This is a genomic window from uncultured Sphingopyxis sp. (assembly GCF_900078365.1).
Classification (GTDB): domain Bacteria; phylum Pseudomonadota; class Alphaproteobacteria; order Sphingomonadales; family Sphingomonadaceae; genus Sphingopyxis.
Genome location: NZ_LT598653.1, coordinates 215,714 through 233,257 on the forward strand (window position 1 = coordinate 215,714; position 17,544 = coordinate 233,257).

Genomic DNA, 17,544 nt, shown 5'->3' on the forward strand with positions numbered 1-17,544 from the left:
CAACCGTCCGGTGGAGCGCACCGGCTCACCTTATTGGCACTCGGCGCATTTGCCGCGCACTTCGATGACCGGGCGTTCGGCGGCGAAACCGGTGGCGTTCGCGGCGGCGCGCACTCCCGTCGACAATTTGTCGTCGTCGACATGCACCGCGGCGCCGCAACTGTCGCAGATCAGGAAGATACAGTCGTGGAGGCAGCCCGGGTGGCTGTTCGCGACGAACGCGTTCGCGCTCTCGACGCGGCGGACGAGGTTGTTCGCGACGAACAGGTCGAGGATGCGATAGACGCTGTTCGGCGCGACGCGCTTGCCGCGCTTCTGCGACACGATGTCGGCGATTTCATAGGCGCTCGCGGGCTTGCCGATTTCGGCGACCGCGTCGAAAATCTCGGCGCGCATGTCGGTCCAGGCTTCGCCCGCGCCCTCGAGCGCGGTCTGCGCCGCCTTGGCGAGCGAGGCGCCGCTGGCCTCGACGTGCGGATGATCATGCTTGCCCATTGGCGTTTCCTCATGCGCGGATAATTCCGCGCTAACAGGCATCCAATGTAGGCTCTTTAGGGGGCGCCCGCAAGCCGCGGACCGGTCCGTTTCGGCGGACGCTCAGTGGCGCGCGCGGCGGTTGAGGTCGTGGCCCAGCGCGACCACGGCGACGCCGATCATCGTCGCGATCACTTCGCTGCCGTCGTGCGGCCGCGACAGCGCGCCCGCCATCATGCCGAGCCCGAAGCCGCCCACCGCGAACGGCATCATATAGCCATGGCTGAGCACGCCCGAGACGAGCGTGATCAGCGCGAAGCCGATCGCGATGATCAGCCCGATCTCGTGGAACAGGTGATTGTCGAGAAACACCCCGCCGACCGAGGCGATCGAGGCGAAGAAGATCGTCGTCGCGAGGCAGTGGACGAGGCAGAGCCCCGACAACCCCATCGCCAGCTGGTCGCCCGACAGCGAGGTCAGTGGCCGAGAATCGCGCGCAGCCCGAGCAAGCGCGCCGAGACGCGTCAGGACAGGGGCAGGGCTGGCGACATGGGTCACCCGATTCTCCGTTGGTGCAATTGCAGGTGTTGATATGGCATATCATGACAAAGGTTACAATGTCTCATTGTAACAAACTTTTCCATGCGACCCGTCACCCCCGCGAAGGCGGGGGTCCAGCTTTTTCAGGCGTTAAGCGACTCGAACAGGTCAAGCCAATCAGGGTTCTGCTCTTCGATCAGCCGGAATTTCCAGTCGCGATTCCATTTCTTCACCGCCTTTTCGCGGGCGATGGCGTCCCGAATGTCGGTGTGGTGTTCGGCATAGACCAGACGATCCAGCCCATAGCGTTTGCAGAAATCGGAGCCATCGCCGGAGCGATGCTGAAAAATGCGGGCGGGGAGATGGGCGGTTACTCCGATATACATCGTCCCGCGATAACGGTTCGCCATTATGTAGACGTAGCCGCCGCGCATCTTAAGCTGGACCCCCGTCTTCGCGGGGGTGACGGGTGAGAGAGGTCACGCGTCGCCTTCCTCCGCCCGCAACGCCTTCCGGTCGAGTTTGCCGATCATCGTCTTGGGCAGGTTCAGCCGCACCTCGACTTCCTTCACCCGCTCATGCTTGCCGAGCTGGGGGTTGAGCCAGGCCGCGAGCGCATCGCCGCTGACGTCGAAACCCTCCTCGAGCGTGACGAACGCTTTCGGCGCCTCGCCGCGATAGGCGTCGGGGACGCCGAGCACGATCGCTTCCTTGATCGCGGGATGGGCGTGGAGATGCGCTTCGATCACGCTGGGATAAACCTTGAACCCGCCGACCGCGATCATGTCCTTCAGCCGGTCGACGATGCGGATATAGCCGCCCTCCTCGACCACCGCGACGTCGCCGGTGCGCAACCAGCCGTCGTCGGTGAAGCTGTCCTTGTCGGCGTCGGGGCGGTTCCAATAGCCCTGCATGACCTGCGGTCCCTTGACGGCAAGCTCGCCGGGCTCGCCGTTCGGCGCGTCCTTGGTCGGGTCTTCCTTGTCGAGCAGGCGGATGTGCGTCGCCGGGATCGGCTGGCCGATCGTGCCGGGGCGCACCGGCCCGTCATAGGGGTTGGTCGCCACGACCCCCGAGCTTTCGGTGAGGCCATATCCCTCGACGAGCGAAGCGCCGGTCGCGGCAATAAACTTCTCGCGCAGCTCGGCGGGCATCGGCGCGCCGCCCGAGATGCAGACGCGCAGGCTGGAAAAATCGGTGCCGGCAAGCGCCGGATGGTCGAGCAGCGCCTGATACATCGTCGGCACGCCGGGGAGCGCCGTCGTTTTCGTCCGCGTGATCGCCTCGAGCGCCTGCTTCGCGTCGAAGCGCGGCAGCATCGTGATCGTGCCGCCGTTGAGTATCGTGCGGTTGAGGACGCAGGTGTTCGCGAAGACGTGGAAGAAGGGCAGCACGCCGAGGATGCGGTCCTCGGCGTCATGGTCGGGGTCGATCGCGTTCACCTGCCGCGCATTGGCGGTGAGATTCTGGTGCGTCAGCTTGGCGCCCTTCGGCGTTCCCGTCGTGCCGCCGGTATATTGGATGAGCGCGATGTCGGTCTGCGGGTCGATCGCGACGGGATCGGGGCGGCCGTCATTGCCGGTGAGGGCGGAAAAGCGGATGACGCGCGGGTCGACGGGCAGCGGCGCGACCTCGCTGCGCTTGAACAGGCGATAGAGCACCGATTTGGCGGCGGGAAGGCCGCCCGCGACCGATCCGACGACGAGGCGTTTGAGACTCGACCCGTCGAGCACCTGCAATGCGGTGGGGAGGAGCGCGGCGGCGCTCAGCGTGAACAGCGTGTCGGTGCCCGAATCCTCGACCTGCGCCTCGAGCTCGGCGACGGTGTAGAGCGGCGAGAAGTTCACGACGGTCGCGCCCGCCATCAGCGAGCCGTAATAGGCGGCGACATAATGGGGCACGTTGGGAAGGAAGAGGCCGACGCGGCTGCCCTTGCCGAGCCCCAGCAGTTGGAGCCCGCGCGCGACGCGCGCCGCGCCGCGGGCAACCTCGGCATAGCCGAACTCGCGGCCCATGAAGTCGAGCATCGGCGCATCGCCGCGTCGCGCCACGCTGGCGGCGAGCATGTCGGGCAGCGACAGCGGCGCAAATTCCTGGTCCCAGGCCGTGGGGTGGCGGTAGTCGGTCGACCAGGAAAAGCGGCTGTCCATCGCGGGGTGATATCCTCTCGAAAATCCGTCGGCTTCCTGACACTAGGGTCAGTAAGTCGCGACCGCAACCGGGCTCGCTTGCGGCGCGCCGCCGCTGCGGCTAGGCATCGCATATCGTTCTCGCCAGGGGTTTTGCCATGCCGCAGCTGTCATCGCGCGTCGCCGCGCCGCTCGTCCTTCTTGCCGCCGCGCTCGCCGTTCCGGCGGCCGCGAAGGACAAGCTGCCTTCGGAGCGCCCGGCGCAGATTCAGGAACTTTACGCGTGCCGCGACATCGCCGACGCGGCGGCGCGGCTCGCCTGTTTCGACCGCGAGGTCGGCGAATTGTCGAGCGCCGACCAGGCGCGCGAAATCACCTTCACCGACCGCGAGACCGCCAAAAAGGCGCGGCGCGGCCTGTTCGGCTTTTCCTTCCCCAAGCTCGGCGGAATTTTCGGCGGCGACGAGGATGAGGTGAAGGAGATCGAAACGACGATCCGCTCGGTCAGCATGGACCGGTCGGGCAAATATACGCTGGTGATGGAAGATGACGCGGTGTGGACGCAGATCGACACGACGCGGCTGCCGCGCCAGCCCAAGGTGGGGCAGAAGGTCAAGATCAAGGTCGCGACGATGGGCAGCTATTTCGCCTCGATCGAAGGCGGCCGCACGATCCGCATGAAGCGCGACCGCTGATCGCGGCGCGACCGGCATCCGTGACATAGCGATGGGGAAAGGCGACGCGATCCCGGTTCCGGGGCCGGGCTGTCCGCCCTTCGTGCTGCTCGACGACGCGCGCGCCGAAGGCGCGGCGGCGGCGCGGCTGTTCGTCGAGCCCGTCGAGACGCTCACCGCGCGGTCGCCTGCGGATGTGGCCGGCCTGCTGTCGGCGCTCGAAACCGCGCAGGCTCGCGGGCTCCATGCCGCGGGCTATCTGGCCTATGAGGCGGGCAAGGGGCTTGCCCCCGCGTGGCGCGGCGCGGCGGACGCCGAGGCCGGTGCGGCGCCGGTCGGCTGGTTCGGCCTGTTCGAACGCGTCCGGCGGATCGCTGCCGGCGCGGTGCCCGCGCTGCTCCCCGACCCCGACGCGGCGTGGGTGGGCCGGCCCCGTCCGCGCGTGGCGCGCGCCGATTATCTTGCCGCGGTCGAAGCGGTGCTGGGGCTGATCCGCGCCGGCGACATCTATCAGGCGAATTTGACCTTCCGCGCCGACGTGCCGGTGTTCGGTAATCCGCTCGGCGTCCATGCGCGGCTGCGCCGGACGGCGCGCGCGGGCTATGGCGGGGTGCTCTGGACGGGCGAACAAGCGATCGTGTCGCATTCGCCCGAGCTTTTCTTCGCGCTGCGCGATGGGCGGGTGATGGCGCGGCCGATGAAGGGGACGGCGGCGCGCCTTGCCGATCCCGAAGCCGACGCGGCGGCGGCGTGCGCGCTTGCCGAGGATCCCAAGCAGCGCGCCGAGAATCTGATGATCGTCGATCTGATCCGCAACGACCTGTCGCGCGTCGCGGTGCCGGGGTCGGTCGCGGTGCCCGACCTGTTCCGGGTCGAGAGCTTTCCGACGATCCACCAGCTCGTCTCCGATGTCGGCGCGCGCTTGCCCGAGGGCGCCGGCGCGGTCGATGTGCTGCGCGCGGCCTTTCCCTGCGGGTCGATCACCGGCGCGCCCAAGGTGCGCGCGATGGAAATCATCGACGAACTCGAAACCGGACCGCGCGGGCTTTACACGGGATCGATCGGCTTTATCGAACCGGGGGGCGATGCCGCGTTCAATGTCGCGATCCGCACCCTCGTCTTCCCGCAAGGCGGGTCGCATGGCGTGCCGGCTTGCGCCACGCGCGACTTGCAGGAAGGCGTGGCTTGCGCCACGCTGGGATTGGGTTCTGGAATCGTCGCCGACAGCCAACCGGTTGAAGAATGGCGCGAATGTCTAGCCAAGGGGGAATTTGTGGTTGCAGCGGGCGAAAGCTTCGACCTGATCGAGACGATGCTTTTCGATCCCGTCGAGGGCATCCAGCGGCTCGAGGGGCATCTCGCGCGGATGAAGGCGAGTGCCGAGACGCTGGGCTTCACCTTCGACCGGCACGGCGCGCGCAACAGCCTGCAATCGGCGACCTTCCGCCTGCGCAGCGCGGCGCGGGTGCGGATGCGCCTCGCATCGTCGGGGGCGCTCGCGATCGAGGTGTCGCCGCTGCCGCGCCTCGCCGAGCTGCCGGTGCCGGTCGCGGTGCGCTCGGCGCCGATGGCGGCGGGCGACTTTCGCCTTGCGCACAAGACGAGCCTGCGCGCCGCCTATGACGCGGCGCGGCACGAAAGCGGCGCGGCCGAGGTCGTTTTCGTCGACGAACCGGGCTTCGTCACCGAGGGCAGCTGGAGCAATATCTTCGTCGAGCGCGAGGGCCAGTTGCTCACGCCGCCGCTGGCGCTGGGACTGCTCCCCGGCGTGCTGCGCGCCGAGCTGATCGACAAGGGGCGCGCGGTCGAATCGCACCTGCGCCTGGCCGATCTGGAAAGCGGCTTCTTCATCGGCAACAGCTTGCGCGGGCTGGTGCCGGCGCGGCTCGCGGAGGCAAGCTAGCGTCGATAACCAACCCCCTCTCCTTCAGGGGGGCAGCGAGACTTGCCAGCTTGCTGGCTTAGTCGCAGCGGGGTGGGGGCCATCGACCGTGCGCAAGTTCGCGAACCCCACCCCAACCCCTCCCCTGAAGGGGAGGGGCTTTATTGGGCCGTGCATAGGTAAATTATCAACCAGCGCGCTTGCGAATGTCGGCCGGAGGCTTTAGGCGCGGCCCCGCGCAATTTTCTGCCAGTTCACGCCGTTCGCCCTCTCGCAAGGACGCTTTTCGATGTCGACTTTCAAGCCCCATGTCTCCGCCGCCCTCAACCGCATCCAGCCCTCGGCGACGCTCGCGATGACCGCGCGCGTGTCGGCGCTGAAAGCGTCGGGCGTCGATGTCATCGGTCTCAGCGCGGGCGAGCCCGATTTCGACACCCCCGATTTCGTCAAGGAAGCAGCGATCGAGGCGATCCGGGGCGGGCAGACCAAATATACGCTGGTCGACGGCACGGTCGCGCTGAAGGACGCGATCCGCGGCAAGTTCCGCCGCGACAACGGCCTCGACTTCGGGCTCGACCAGATTTCGGTCAACGTCGGCGGCAAGCACACCTTGTTCAATGCGCTCGTCGCGACCGTCGATCCGGGCGACGAGGTGATCATCCCGGCGCCTTACTGGGTCAGCTATCCCGACATCGTCGCCTTTGCGGGCGGCACGCCGGTGATCGTCGAGGGCACCGCGGCGCAGAATTACAAGATCACCCCCGCGCAGCTCGAGGCGGCGATCACCAAGAAGACGCGCTGGGTGATGTTCAATTCGCCGTCGAACCCGTCGGGCGCCGCCTATTCGGGCGAGGAACTCGACGCGTTGGGTGAGGTCATCCGCCGCCATCCGCATGTGATGGTGATGACCGACGATATGTACGAGCATGTCTGGTACGCCGACTTCGAATTTTCGACCTTTGCGCAGCGTTGTCCCGACCTGATCGATCGCATCCTGACGGTCAATGGCTGCTCCAAGGCCTATGCGATGACCGGCTGGCGCATCGGCTATGCGGGCGGGCCCGCGTGGATCATCAAGGCGATGGGCAAGCTCCAGTCGCAATCGACGTCGAACCCCTGCTCGATCGCGCAGGCCGCCGCCGCCGCCGCGCTCGGCGGGCCGCAGCAGTTCCTCGACGACCGCAACGCGGCGTTCCGCAAGCGCCGCGACATGGTCGTCGCGATGCTCAACGACGCGCCGGGGCTCAATTGCCCGGTCCCCGACGGCGCCTTCTATGTCTATCCCGACGCGTCGGGCTGCATCGGCAAGAAGACGCCCGCGGGGCATGTGATCGACAGCGACGAGGCGTTGATCGACTATTTCCTCGATTCGGCGCGCGTCGCGGCGGTGCATGGCGGCGCCTTCGGCCTGTCGCCAGCGTTCCGCGTCTCCTATGCGACCTCCGAGGCGGTGCTCAAGGAAGCGTGCGTGCGCATCCAGCAGGCGTGCGCGGCGCTGAGCTGACACCCCCTTTCAGTCATCCCGGCGAAGGCCAGATATCGCCCTTGGCGCGCGCGCCGTGCCGCTTGTGGCGAGACCCCGGCCTTCCGCCAAAGGCGGAAGTTTATCCTGAGCGCCTGCAAGGCAGTCGAAGGGCCGGGGTGACGACATCAGGTTGCATAGGAATTTTATACCGATCGGTCTTGTAATGTCGGGGTGCCAGCCTATTTGGACCTGAACGCCGGTTAAGCGCCCGGTTCACCCGATGGTAAGTCATCTGGTCTAGAGTGACCGCCATCACCGACGGATGGCAAGGGGCGCGTCATATTGCCGGTGTAACCAGGGCGGCTCCGGCCGCGAACAAGATAATATGATAAGAGGCCCCTATGCTCTCCCTGCTCCGCTCCGACTGGTTTTTGACCATGCTCGCCGGCTTCGCGATTGGCGCGACCTATATCGTCCTCAACGCGCCGGCGCTGCCGATCCCGGCGTGACGCCGCTGCGGCGCGCGCTCCCGCTTCGCGCCGTCGCGGCGCTGGCGGCTGGCGCGATCGTCGCCCAATGCGCGCCCGCGCAGGCCGAAAGCGCCGTCAAGCTTCCCGCCGCGACCGTCGATCCCGCCGTCAAAGCCAAGCGCGCGACTGCAGTGCTCGCGGGCGGCTGCTTCTGGGGCGTCGAAGGCGTCTTTTCGCATGTGAAGGGTGTGATCTCGGTCGAATCGGGCTATCATGGCGGCAGCGCCGCGACCGCCAGATATGAGCTGACGCACGACGGCAAGTCGGGCCATGCCGAAGCGGTGCGGATCGTCTATGATCCGTCGCAGGTCAGCTATGGCACCTTGCTCCGCATCCTTTTCTCGGTGGTCGCCGATCCGACGCTGAAGAACCGGCAGGGCCCCGACACCGGCTCGCAATATCGCGCCGCGATCGTGCCGCTCGATACGAACCAGCGACGGGTCGCCACCGCCTATCTGGCGCAGATCGGCCGCGGCGGATATTTCGCGAAGCCGGTCGTCGTGCCGGTCGAAGCCTACAGGCATTTCTATCGCGCCGAGGCGAGCCATCAGGATTTCATGCGCCGCCATCCGCGCAACGGCTATATATTGCGCTGGGACGCGCCCAAGCTCGCGGCGTTGAAGCGCCTCTATCCCGACAGGGTGCGCGCGACGCCGGCGCCCTGACGCCGGGTAAAAATCCCCACGGGTTCCGCCATTGGTCGCGGCAGGAGAATCGTTCACCGCAAAACGCTGGCCCCGCCCGCGCGCCTGCGTGACGTGAGGACATGTCCGCGAGGGGTCGGGACAAGATATAAAGTCGCAGGTGCGGGGTTTGAATGAAGCTTAGATTATCCGGCAGGCCGATCCTCGCCGTGACGATGAGCGCGGCGGTGCTGGCGGGTTGCGTCGGCAGCGCCGCGATCGTGCCGCAGCCACGCGCGCAGGCACCCGCGCAGCAGCAGCCGGTGCGCGGTCCGGCCGGTTCGGTCACGGTGCCGATCGGCGAGCCGGTCCGTTCGGCGATGCCGCGGCCCGCGGGGCCGATCGACCCCGGTTTCCGCCGCGCTCCCGCCGGGCTCGACGACCGCATCTTCGAATTGTGGCGCGCCTTTCCTGGCAAAACCGGTATCGCGGTGCAGCGCATCGACGGCGAGTGGTCGCTTTCGCAGCGCGGCGACGAGCTGTTTCCGCAGCAGAGCGTTTCGAAACTGTGGGTCGCGCTGACGGTGCTCGACGCGGTCGATCAGGGGCGCATGACGCTCGACCAGCGCGTCCATATCGGCCCCGAGGATCTGACCCTGTTCCACCAGCCGCTCGCGGCGCGGGTCCGGGCAGAGGGATCGGTGACGATGAGCGTCCGCGACCTCATCGAAACCGCGATCACCCACAGCGACAATACCGCGAACGACAGCTTGCTGCGCACCGTCGGCGGCCCCGAGGCCGTGCGTGCCTTCATTTCGAAGAAGGATCTGGGCGCGATCCGCTTCGGTCCCGGCGAACGGCTGCTGCAGGCGGGCACCGCGGGGCTCAAATGGCAGCAGGCCTATTCGGTCGGGCGCGCCTTTTATCAGGCGCGCGCCGCGCTCCCCGATGCGACGCGCCTCGCGGCGCGCAACGCCTATCTCGCCAATCCGCCCGACGGCGCGAGCCCCGAGGCGATCGCGAGCGCGCTGACGCGGCTCGCGCGCGGGACGTTGCTGTCGCCCGATTCGACCGAATATCTGCTCGACGTGATGAGCCGGACCAGGAGCGGGCCGCGCCGATTGAAGGCCGGTCTGCCCGCGGGCTGGAAATTCCTGCACAAGACCGGGACGGGGCAGGATTACAAGGGTTCGACCGCCGGTTATAACGACATCGGCATCGCGACCGCGCCCGACGGCACCCGCTATGCCATCGTGGTGCTGCTCGGCGACACCAACGCCTCGGTGCCCGCGCGCATGGCGCTGATGCAGGCGGTGTCGGGCGCCGTTGCCGATTATCACGGGCGGTAGGGGCGCGATGAAGCTCGCCGTCTTGCCCGTGCTCGCGGCGGCGCTGGCTCTCGCCGGCTGCGCGACCCCCGAAACGCGGCTGCGCACTGGGCTCCAGAATGCCGGCCTGTCGAAGGCGATGTCGGCGTGCATGGCCGAACGCATGGCCGACCGACTCTCGCTGCTCCAGCTCCGGCGCCTTGCCGCGCTCGGCAGCCTCAAGGACAAGCGGGTCGCCGACCTGACGCTCGACCAGTTCTTCCGCAAGGTGCGCGCGCTCAAGGATCCGGAGATACTGGCGGTTTCGACGAGCTCGGCGGCGGTCTGCGCCTTGCGTTAAGGGTTTGGCCTCCGTTTGTTTCATCGTCATCCCGGCGCAGGCCGGGATCTCGCCCTCTCCGCCTGAAGCCCCGGCGCGATCCCGGCCTGCGCCGGGATGACGATCTGAAAGGCGAGGGGTTCCGGCCGATAGAATCTCTTGGCGCGGCAGGGGTAGCCTTGCCGGGCAACTTGTGCTTAGGCGGCGCCGATCATCTCCCCTTCCAGAGTCGAAAGGCCCGGCAGACCTCATGAACATCCACGAATATCAGGCGAAAGAACTGCTCGCGAAATTTGGCGTCGCCGTGCCCAAGGGCATCGCCGCGATGAGCGTCGAGGAAGCCGTCGCGGCGGCGAAGCAGCTTCCCGGGCCGCTCTATGTCGTGAAGTCGCAGATCCACGCCGGCGGCCGCGGCAAGGGCAAGTTCAAGGAACTCGGTCCCGACGCGAAGGGCGGCGTCCGTCTCGCCAAGACGCTCGAGGAAGTCGAAAGCCACGCGCGCGAGATGCTCGGCAACACGCTGGTGACGATCCAGACCGGCGACGCGGGCAAGCAGGTCAACCGCCTCTACATTACCGACGGCGCCGACATCAAAAAGGAATATTATCTCGCGCTCCTCGTCGACCGCGCGTCGAGCCGCATCGCCGTCGTCGCCTCGACCGAAGGCGGGATGGACATCGAAACCGTCGCGCACAACACGCCCGACAAGATCCACACGATCACCATCGACCCCGCGACGGGCCTGCAGCCGCACCACGGCCGCAGCGTTGCCGCCGCGCTCGAACTCGAAGGCGATCTTGCGAAGCAGGCCGCCAAGGTTCTGACCGGCCTCTACAACGCCTTCCTCGCGACCGACGCCGAGCAGATCGAGATCAACCCGCTCGCCGTCTGCGAAGGCGCGAACGGCGACGAACTGCTCGTCCTCGACGCCAAGCTCGGCTTCGACGGCAATGCGATGTTCCGCCACAAGGATATCGCCGAGCTGCGCGACCTGACCGAGGAAGACCCGGCCGAGGTCGAGGCGTCCGAATATGACCTCGCCTACATCAAGCTCGACGGCAACATCGGCTGCATGGTCAACGGTGCCGGGCTCGCGATGGCGACGATGGACATCATCAAGCTCAACGGCGCCTTCCCGGCGAACTTCCTCGACGTCGGCGGCGGCGCGTCGAAGGAAAAGGTCACCGCGGCGTTCAAGATCATCCTCAAGGACCCGGCGGTCGAGGGCATCCTCGTCAACATCTTCGGCGGCATCATGAAGTGCGACATCATCGCCGACGGCATCGTCGCCGCGGCGAAGGAAGTGAACCTCTCGGTCCCGCTCGTCGTCCGCCTCGAAGGCACGAACGTCCAGCAGGGCAAGGACATTCTTGCGAACTCGGGCCTGCCGATCGTCGCGGCGAACGACCTGGGCGATGCGGCGAAAAAGATCGTCGCCGAGGTCGCCAAGGCGGCGTGATAGAAATTGCCTCTCCCCTTGGGGGAGAGGCAGCGAGACTTGGCGGCTTGCCGCCTAGTCGCAGCGGTGAGGGCGGCAACGTCCGGACCCTCACCAAGTCTGACTAGGTCCTGCGGACCAAGTCTTCCTATCCTCTCCCCCAAGGGGAGAGGAATGAGGGACTGCCGGTTGACGTTTACGTAAACGCCAATTATGACGCGCTGCACAATTTGCTGAGAGGAGCTTTGAGCCCATGAAAATCCTCGTCCCCGTCAAACGGGTGCTCGATTACAACGTCAAGCCGCGGGTGAAGGCCGACGGCACCGGCGTCGACCTTGCCAATGTGAAGATGTCGATGAACCCGTTCGACGAGATCGCGGTCGAAGAAGCGATTCGCCTGAAGGAAAAGGGCGTCGCGACCGAGATCGTCGCCGTCAGCGTCGGCCCGGCGAAGGCGCAGGAAACGCTCCGCACCGCGCTCGCGATGGGCGCCGACCGCGCGATCCTCGTCCAGACCGACGACGAAGTCGAACCGTTGGCAGTCGCGAAGATACTGAAGGCCATCGGCGACGTCGAAGGCCCGGGCCTCGTGATCCTTGGCAAGCAGGCGATCGACGGCGACAACAACCAGACCGGCCAGATGCTCGCTGCGCTCACCGGCTGGGCGCAGGGCACTTTCGCCAGCGCGGTGAACGTCGAGGGCGACAGCGTCAGCGTCACCCGCGAAGTCGACGGCGGTCTCGAGACGGTGAAGCTCAAGCTCCCCGCGATCGTCACCACCGACCTTCGCCTGAACGAACCGCGCTACGCCTCGCTGCCGAACATCATGAAGGCGAAGTCGAAGCCGCTCGATACCAAGTCGCCCGCCGATTATGGCGTCGACACGAGCCCGCGCGTCAAGACGGTGAAGGTTTCGGAGCCGCCCGTCCGCTCGGCGGGCGTCAAGGTCGCCGATGTCGATGAACTGGTTGCCAAGCTGAAGGCGATGGGAGTGCATTCATGAAAACGCTCGTTTGGGTCGAACATGACGGCAGCGCCGTCAAGGATGCCACGCTCGCCGCGGTGACCGCCGCGTCGAAGCTCGGCGAAGTCCACCTGCTCGTCGCCGGTGAAGGCGTCGATGGCGTTGCGAAAGCTGCCGCGCAGATTGCGGGTGTCGGCAAGGTCCATGTCGCCGACAATGCTGCCTTCGCGCACAACCTGCCCGAGAATATCGCGCCGCTCGTCGCCGAGCTGATGGCGAGCCACGACGCCTTCGTTGCGCCCGCCACCACGACCGGCAAGAATATCGCGCCGCGCGTCGCCGCGCTGCTCGACGTGATGCAGATTTCGGAAATCCTGTCGGTCGAGGGTCCGAAGACCTTCACCCGTCCGATCTATGCCGGCAACGCGATCGCGACCGTCGAATCGTCGGACGCGAAGCTCGTCCTCACCGTTCGTGGCACCGCCTTCGAAAAGGCGGCGACCTCGGGCGGTTCGGGCACCGTTGAAGCCGTCTCGGCTGGCGGCGACGCCGGCATCTCGAGCTTCGTCGGCGCCGAAATCGCCAAGCAGGATCGTCCCGAACTCACCTCGGCGAAGATCATCGTGTCGGGCGGCCGTGCGCTCGGTTCGAGCGAGAAATATCAGGAAGTCATCGTCCCGCTCGCCGACAAGCTCGGCGCCGCGCTCGGCGCCAGCCGCGCCGCGGTCGATGCGGGTTATGTCCCCAACGACTATCAGGTCGGCCAGACCGGCAAGATCGTCGCGCCGGAGGTGTATTTCGCGATCGGCATTTCGGGCGCGATCCAGCACCTAGCGGGCATGAAGGATTCGAAGACGATCGTCGCGATCAACAAGGATGAGGACGCGCCGATCTTCCAGGTCGCCGACCTCGGCCTCGTCGCCGATCTCTTCAACGCCGTGCCCGAACTGACGGGCAAGATCTAACCGTCCGCCCATATGGCCGGCGATCATCCCGGGGTGCCCGGACTGGGCGATGCGCCGTTCGATGCCGGCGGTCGCCACGCGGCACGGGGCGCACCGGACCAGAATGACGACGCAGCGGCCGTGGCGGACAGCCACGGCCGCTCGTTGATTCTGGCGAGCGTTGCGCGCGACGCGCGGCTCGACAGGAAATTCCTGCTGCTCATCACGCTGTCGGCGGCGATCGCGACGCTCGGCCTCTTGCAGAATTCGGCGGCGGTGGTGATCGGCGCGATGCTCGTGTCGCCGCTGCTCGGTCCCATCATGGGAATCGGCTTCGGCCTCGCGACGCTCGAAAGCAATCTGATCAAGCGCGCGCTGGTGACGATGGCGGCGGGGATGGCGGTCGCGGTCCTCGTCGCGATGCTGCTCGTCTGGCTCTCGCCGATCGCCGACGTCACCTCCGAACTTCGCGCCCGGACGCAGCCGACATTGCTCGACCTCGGCGTCGCGGTCGTCGGCGGCGTCGCGGGCGTCTATGCGATCATGCGCAAACTGTCGGGCGTGATGGTCGGCGTCGCCATCGCGACCGCGCTGGTGCCACCGCTCTCGACGATCGGCTTTGGCCTCGCGACCGGGCGGGCGGACTTCGCGCTTGGGGCCGCGCTGCTCTTTCTTACCAACACGCTCGCCATCGCCTTCGCCGCGACGATCGTCGCGCGGCTCAACCGCTTCGGTCCGTCGATGACGCCGCAGCACACGGCGATGCAGGTCGTCGGCATCTTCGCCACGCTTGGCATCCTCTCGATCCCGCTCGCGCTGTCGCTCAACGACATCGCGCGCGAACTGCGCGCGCGCACGGCGGTGCAGGCCGAACTCAGCCAATTGCTCGGCAAGGACGACCGGATCGACAGCCTGAACGTCCGGCTCGAGGGCGATGACGTCGCGGTCGACGGCGTCGTTCTGGTCGATCATTATGCCTCGCGGCTCAACGCGACGCTCGCCGGCAAGGTCGCGGGCGAGCTCGACCGCGCCGTGCGCGTGAGCATCGTCCAGCTGCGGCAGCAGACCAACGCCGCGGCCGAATATGAAGAGCAACTGGGACGCCGCATCGCCGCGCTCGAACAGCGCGAGGACGATAGCGGCGCGATCCCCGCCGGGCTGACGGTCGGCGGACTGTTGCCGCGCGACCGGGTGCTGATCGACGCGCAGGCGCGCCGCGTCGTCGTGCAGCGCGACCGCGAAGCCGAGGGCGAGCAGGTCGCCGCCGCGATCGATCGCATCGTGGCGGCAGTGCAGGCGGACTATCCGCAATGGCTGATCCAGAACGGCGCGCTCACCGCCGCCGAGGCACCCGAGGACGCCGCCGCCGCCGAAGCATCCGCGGCCGAATAGCCGCCCGCAGACCTATTCGGGTTGACCTGTCGCGCCCGATCGCATGGGATGCGTTGCGATCCGCGGCAAACGGCGGGACAGGGGAGAGGCAATATGCGCGGCAAGCGGCTGGCACTGGCGATGATGGTGGCGTGGGCGGGGTCGGCGACGATCGCGCTGCCGCTCCAGGCGCAGACCGCGCCCGCCGAAACGCTCCGGATCGACGCGAAGCGGATCGATGCCGCGCTCGCAGCGATGGTCGCCGACGGCCGCGCCGCGGGCACTTCGGCGCTGATCTGGCAGGACGGGCGCGAGGTCTATTTCGGAACCGCCGGCATGGCCGACCGCGCGGCGCAGCGGCCGATGCGCCGCGACACGATCGCGCAAATCTATTCGATGACCAAGCCCGTCACCGGCGTCGCGCTGATGCAGCTTTGGGAGCAAGGCAAGTTCCGCCTCGACGATCCGCTGGCGAAATATCTGCCCGAATATGCCGCGATGCGCGTCGATGCGGGCAGGGACGCGGCCGGCCGGCCGCGCACTGTGCCTGCCGAGCGGCCGATCAGCGTGCGCGACATTCTGCGCCACACTGCGGGCTTCGCCTATGGCGCCGGGCCGACGCCCGCGCACGATGCTTATGTCGCCGCCGATCCGCTCGCGCTCGACATTCCGCTCGCCGAAGCGAGCAAGCGGCTTGCGGGCGTGCCGCTGCTCTATCAGCCCGGGACCCAGTGGGAATACAGCATCGCGGTCGATGTGCAGGCCGCGCTTGTCGAGAAACTCTCGGGCCAGCCCTTCGCCGATTATGTCCGCACGCATATCTTCGGACCGCTGGGAATGACCGAGACCGCGTGGCGCCAGCCCGACGCGCGGCTGCCGCGCTTGGCGGCAATGAATGTGAAAAAGGACGGCAAGCTGGTCCAGCAACCGGCGGCCGAGGCGCAGACGCTGAATTTCAAGGATCATGCGCTGACCCCCGGAGGCTTCGGCCTCGCCTCGACGCTCGACGATTATTCGCGTTTCGCGCGGATGCTGCTGAACAAGGGCGAACTCGACGGTGCGCGCATCCTGAGGCCCTCGACGGTCGAGTTGATGGCGACCGACCAGCTCGATCCCGCGATCACCGCGCGCGCCTGGTTGCCGAGCAAGGGCGCGGTCGGCTTCGGCTTCGATTTCGCGGTGCGCAAGTCGCCGCCGCAAACCGCCGAGGAGAATCGCGGCGCGGTCGGCGAGTTTTTCTGGGACGGTATGGCCTCGACGCTGTTCTGGGTCGATCCGGCGAACAAGCTGACCGCGGTCTTCTTCGTCCAGACCATCCCCTATGACGGCACGCTCCACCGCGATTTCCGCGCTGCGGTCTATGGGCCGGACTATCGGGGGCCGCCGGGCGATTAGGGCATCCGGCGCGCCGCGTCAGCCGGGACGTGAGGTTGTGACGGCCATCGAATGATCGCGACATCGTCATAAACGGCTTGCGGTGATCAAAAATACTTAGCATCATTAAGTAATGACCGATCTCGCCGAACCGCTGTCCGCCTTGATGTTTCGCCTTGCCGGTGCGGGCGCCCTGTCGGGTCTGTCGCGCCTGTCCGGCGGCGCGAATATGGAAAGCTGGGCGTTCGATTGGGCCGGTGAAGGCCATGTGCTGCGCCGCGCGCCATCGGCTGAATATATGGCGGATCGCCCGTTCGGGCATGCCGACGAGGCGGCGCTGGTGATGGCCGCCTTTGGCGCGGGCGTGAAGGCGCCCGAGGTGGTGGGGGTGCTGGAGGCGGGGGACGGGCTCGGCACGGGCTATGTGATGCGGCGCGTCATGGGCGAGGTGTCGCCGGCGACGATATTGGCCGATCCGCCGCCATCGCTTCTGGGCGATCTCGCCCGCGAACTGGCGCGGATTCACGCCGTGCCGCTGGCGAAACTGCCTGCCGCGATCCCGCTGATGGACACCGGCGCGGCGCTGGCCGAGCTCAAGGCGCGCTTCCTGTCCTATGGCGGCGACCGTCCGGCGATCGCGCTGGCGATCAAATGGTGCGAGGATCATCTGCCCGAACCGGCGCCGCCCGTCCTGGTGCATGGCGATTACCGGATGGGCAATGTGATGGTGGATGTCGCCAAGGCGGGCGGCGGCCTTGCCGCGGTGCTCGACTGGGAGCTCGCGCATCGCGGCGACGCCCATGAGGATCTGGCGTTCGGCTGCATGAGCGTGTGGCGCTTCGGGCGGCTCGATCGGCCGGCGCTCGGGCTCGGCAGCCTCGCGGACTATTTTGCGGCCTATGAAGCCGCGGGCGGAGGCAAGGTCGATCCGGCGCGCTTCCGCTTCTGGCTTGTCTATCGCACGCTCTGGTGGGCGCTCGGCTGCCTGCAGATGGGCGCGGCGTGGCGGAGCGGCGCCGACCGGACGGTCGAGCGCGTCGTCGTCGGGCGGCGGACGGCCGAGCAGGAACTCGACCTGATACGGTTGCTCGAGGAAGAAGCGCCGGAGGCCGAGCGCGACCGGGCGTTGCCGCCGTCCCCGGCGCCCGCACCCGCGCCGGCGGGCGAGCCGGCCAATGCCGAGATGGTCGCGGCGGTGCGCGAGTGGATCGAAGCATCGATCAAGCCCGCGTCGCAAGGCCATGCCAAGTTCGAGGCGGTGGTGGCGATGAACGCGCTCGGCATCGTGTTGCGCGACCTGGGGGCGGGCGTGCGCGCCGGTGATCGCGATTTGGCGGCCGCGTTGCTGAACGGCGAACGGACGCTCGCCGAACCGGGATTGCTCGCCAGGCTTCGGCGCGATGTGCTCGACAAATGCGCGGTCGACAGCCCCAAATATGCGCCGCTTGTCGAGGCGCGTGCCGCGTGGCGCGAATAAGAGGGATCAGGG

Annotated in this window: 16 protein-coding genes; 12 read left to right on the forward strand and 4 right to left on the reverse strand. The window is 67.3% G+C overall.

Annotated features, from left to right (window positions below; genetic code table 11):
* Window positions 1-30: 30 nt before the first annotated feature.
* The 4 genes from QZL87_RS00990 to QZL87_RS01005 all read right to left on the reverse strand — a co-directional run bounded on the left by QZL87_RS00990 (window position 31) and on the right by QZL87_RS01005 (window position 3,164).
* Window positions 31-495, reverse strand: a complete 465-nt coding sequence (locus QZL87_RS00990) for a transcriptional repressor (RefSeq protein ID WP_295322685.1) — start codon at window positions 493-495, stop codon at window positions 31-33.
* Between the two features lie 102 nt (window positions 496-597).
* Complete coding sequence (locus QZL87_RS00995; protein WP_295322688.1) at window positions 598-1,032, reverse strand: MerC domain-containing protein; 435 nt, start codon at window positions 1,030-1,032, stop codon at window positions 598-600.
* A gap of 125 nt (window positions 1,033-1,157) precedes the next feature.
* A complete protein-coding gene (locus QZL87_RS01000; RefSeq protein ID WP_295322690.1) occupies window positions 1,158-1,448 on the reverse strand; it encodes a GIY-YIG nuclease family protein in 291 nt (96 codons plus the stop codon).
* Window positions 1,449-1,493: 45 nt separating this feature from the next.
* Window positions 1,494-3,164, reverse strand: a complete 1,671-nt coding sequence (locus tag QZL87_RS01005) for an AMP-binding protein (RefSeq protein WP_295322693.1) — start codon at window positions 3,162-3,164, stop codon at window positions 1,494-1,496.
* A 137-nt stretch (window positions 3,165-3,301) separates the two neighbouring features.
* Here QZL87_RS01005 and QZL87_RS01010 point away from each other — a divergent pair, with 137 nt between their 5' ends.
* From QZL87_RS01010 to QZL87_RS01065, 12 genes are all read left to right on the forward strand, one after another.
* Entirely contained in the window at window positions 3,302-3,838 is a 537-nt protein-coding gene (locus tag QZL87_RS01010) for a hypothetical protein (protein WP_295322696.1), read from the forward strand.
* Window positions 3,839-3,869: 31 nt separating this feature from the next.
* Window positions 3,870-5,720 carry an aminodeoxychorismate synthase component I gene (gene pabB, locus QZL87_RS01015; protein WP_295322700.1) on the forward strand — a complete coding sequence of 617 codons (1,851 nt, stop codon included), beginning with the start codon at window positions 3,870-3,872 and terminating at the stop codon, window positions 5,718-5,720.
* Between the two features lie 268 nt (window positions 5,721-5,988).
* The gene (locus tag QZL87_RS01020) at window positions 5,989-7,203 is read left to right on the forward strand and encodes a pyridoxal phosphate-dependent aminotransferase (RefSeq protein ID WP_295322704.1); all 1,215 of its coding nucleotides are present in this window, start codon (window positions 5,989-5,991) and stop codon (window positions 7,201-7,203) included.
* A 475-nt stretch (window positions 7,204-7,678) separates the two neighbouring features.
* The gene (msrA, locus tag QZL87_RS01025; RefSeq protein ID WP_295327087.1) at window positions 7,679-8,359 is read left to right on the forward strand and encodes a peptide-methionine (S)-S-oxide reductase MsrA; all 681 of its coding nucleotides are present in this window, start codon (window positions 7,679-7,681) and stop codon (window positions 8,357-8,359) included.
* 152 nt (window positions 8,360-8,511) lie between these two features.
* On the forward strand, window positions 8,512-9,666 hold the full coding sequence (gene bla / locus QZL87_RS01030; RefSeq protein WP_295322707.1) for a class A beta-lactamase: 1,155 nt from the start codon (window positions 8,512-8,514) through the stop codon (window positions 9,664-9,666).
* Between the two features lie 7 nt (window positions 9,667-9,673).
* Window positions 9,674-9,985: a hypothetical protein gene (locus QZL87_RS01035; protein ID WP_295322712.1), complete on the forward strand. Its 312-nt coding sequence runs from the start codon at window positions 9,674-9,676 to the stop codon at window positions 9,983-9,985.
* Window positions 9,986-10,214: 229 nt separating this feature from the next.
* Window positions 10,215-11,423 carry an ADP-forming succinate--CoA ligase subunit beta gene (gene sucC / locus QZL87_RS01040; protein WP_295322716.1) on the forward strand — a complete coding sequence of 403 codons (1,209 nt, stop codon included), beginning with the start codon at window positions 10,215-10,217 and terminating at the stop codon, window positions 11,421-11,423.
* Between the two features lie 232 nt (window positions 11,424-11,655).
* On the forward strand, window positions 11,656-12,405 hold the full coding sequence (locus tag QZL87_RS01045) for an electron transfer flavoprotein subunit beta/FixA family protein (protein ID WP_295322719.1): 750 nt from the start codon (window positions 11,656-11,658) through the stop codon (window positions 12,403-12,405).
* Window positions 12,402-13,331: an electron transfer flavoprotein subunit alpha/FixB family protein gene (locus QZL87_RS01050; RefSeq protein ID WP_295322722.1), complete on the forward strand. Its 930-nt coding sequence runs from the start codon at window positions 12,402-12,404 to the stop codon at window positions 13,329-13,331. The genes QZL87_RS01045 and QZL87_RS01050 overlap by 4 nt, the downstream gene beginning before the upstream one ends.
* A 12-nt stretch (window positions 13,332-13,343) precedes the next feature.
* Window positions 13,344-14,702, forward strand: a complete 1,359-nt coding sequence (locus tag QZL87_RS01055) for a DUF389 domain-containing protein (RefSeq protein ID WP_295322727.1) — start codon at window positions 13,344-13,346, stop codon at window positions 14,700-14,702.
* Window positions 14,703-14,795: 93 nt separating this feature from the next.
* The gene (locus QZL87_RS01060; protein WP_295322730.1) at window positions 14,796-16,076 is read left to right on the forward strand and encodes a serine hydrolase domain-containing protein; all 1,281 of its coding nucleotides are present in this window, start codon (window positions 14,796-14,798) and stop codon (window positions 16,074-16,076) included.
* A 112-nt stretch (window positions 16,077-16,188) separates the two neighbouring features.
* Window positions 16,189-17,532: a phosphotransferase family protein gene (locus tag QZL87_RS01065; RefSeq protein WP_295322734.1), complete on the forward strand. Its 1,344-nt coding sequence runs from the start codon at window positions 16,189-16,191 to the stop codon at window positions 17,530-17,532.
* The last annotated feature ends 12 nt before the right edge of the window (window positions 17,533-17,544 follow it).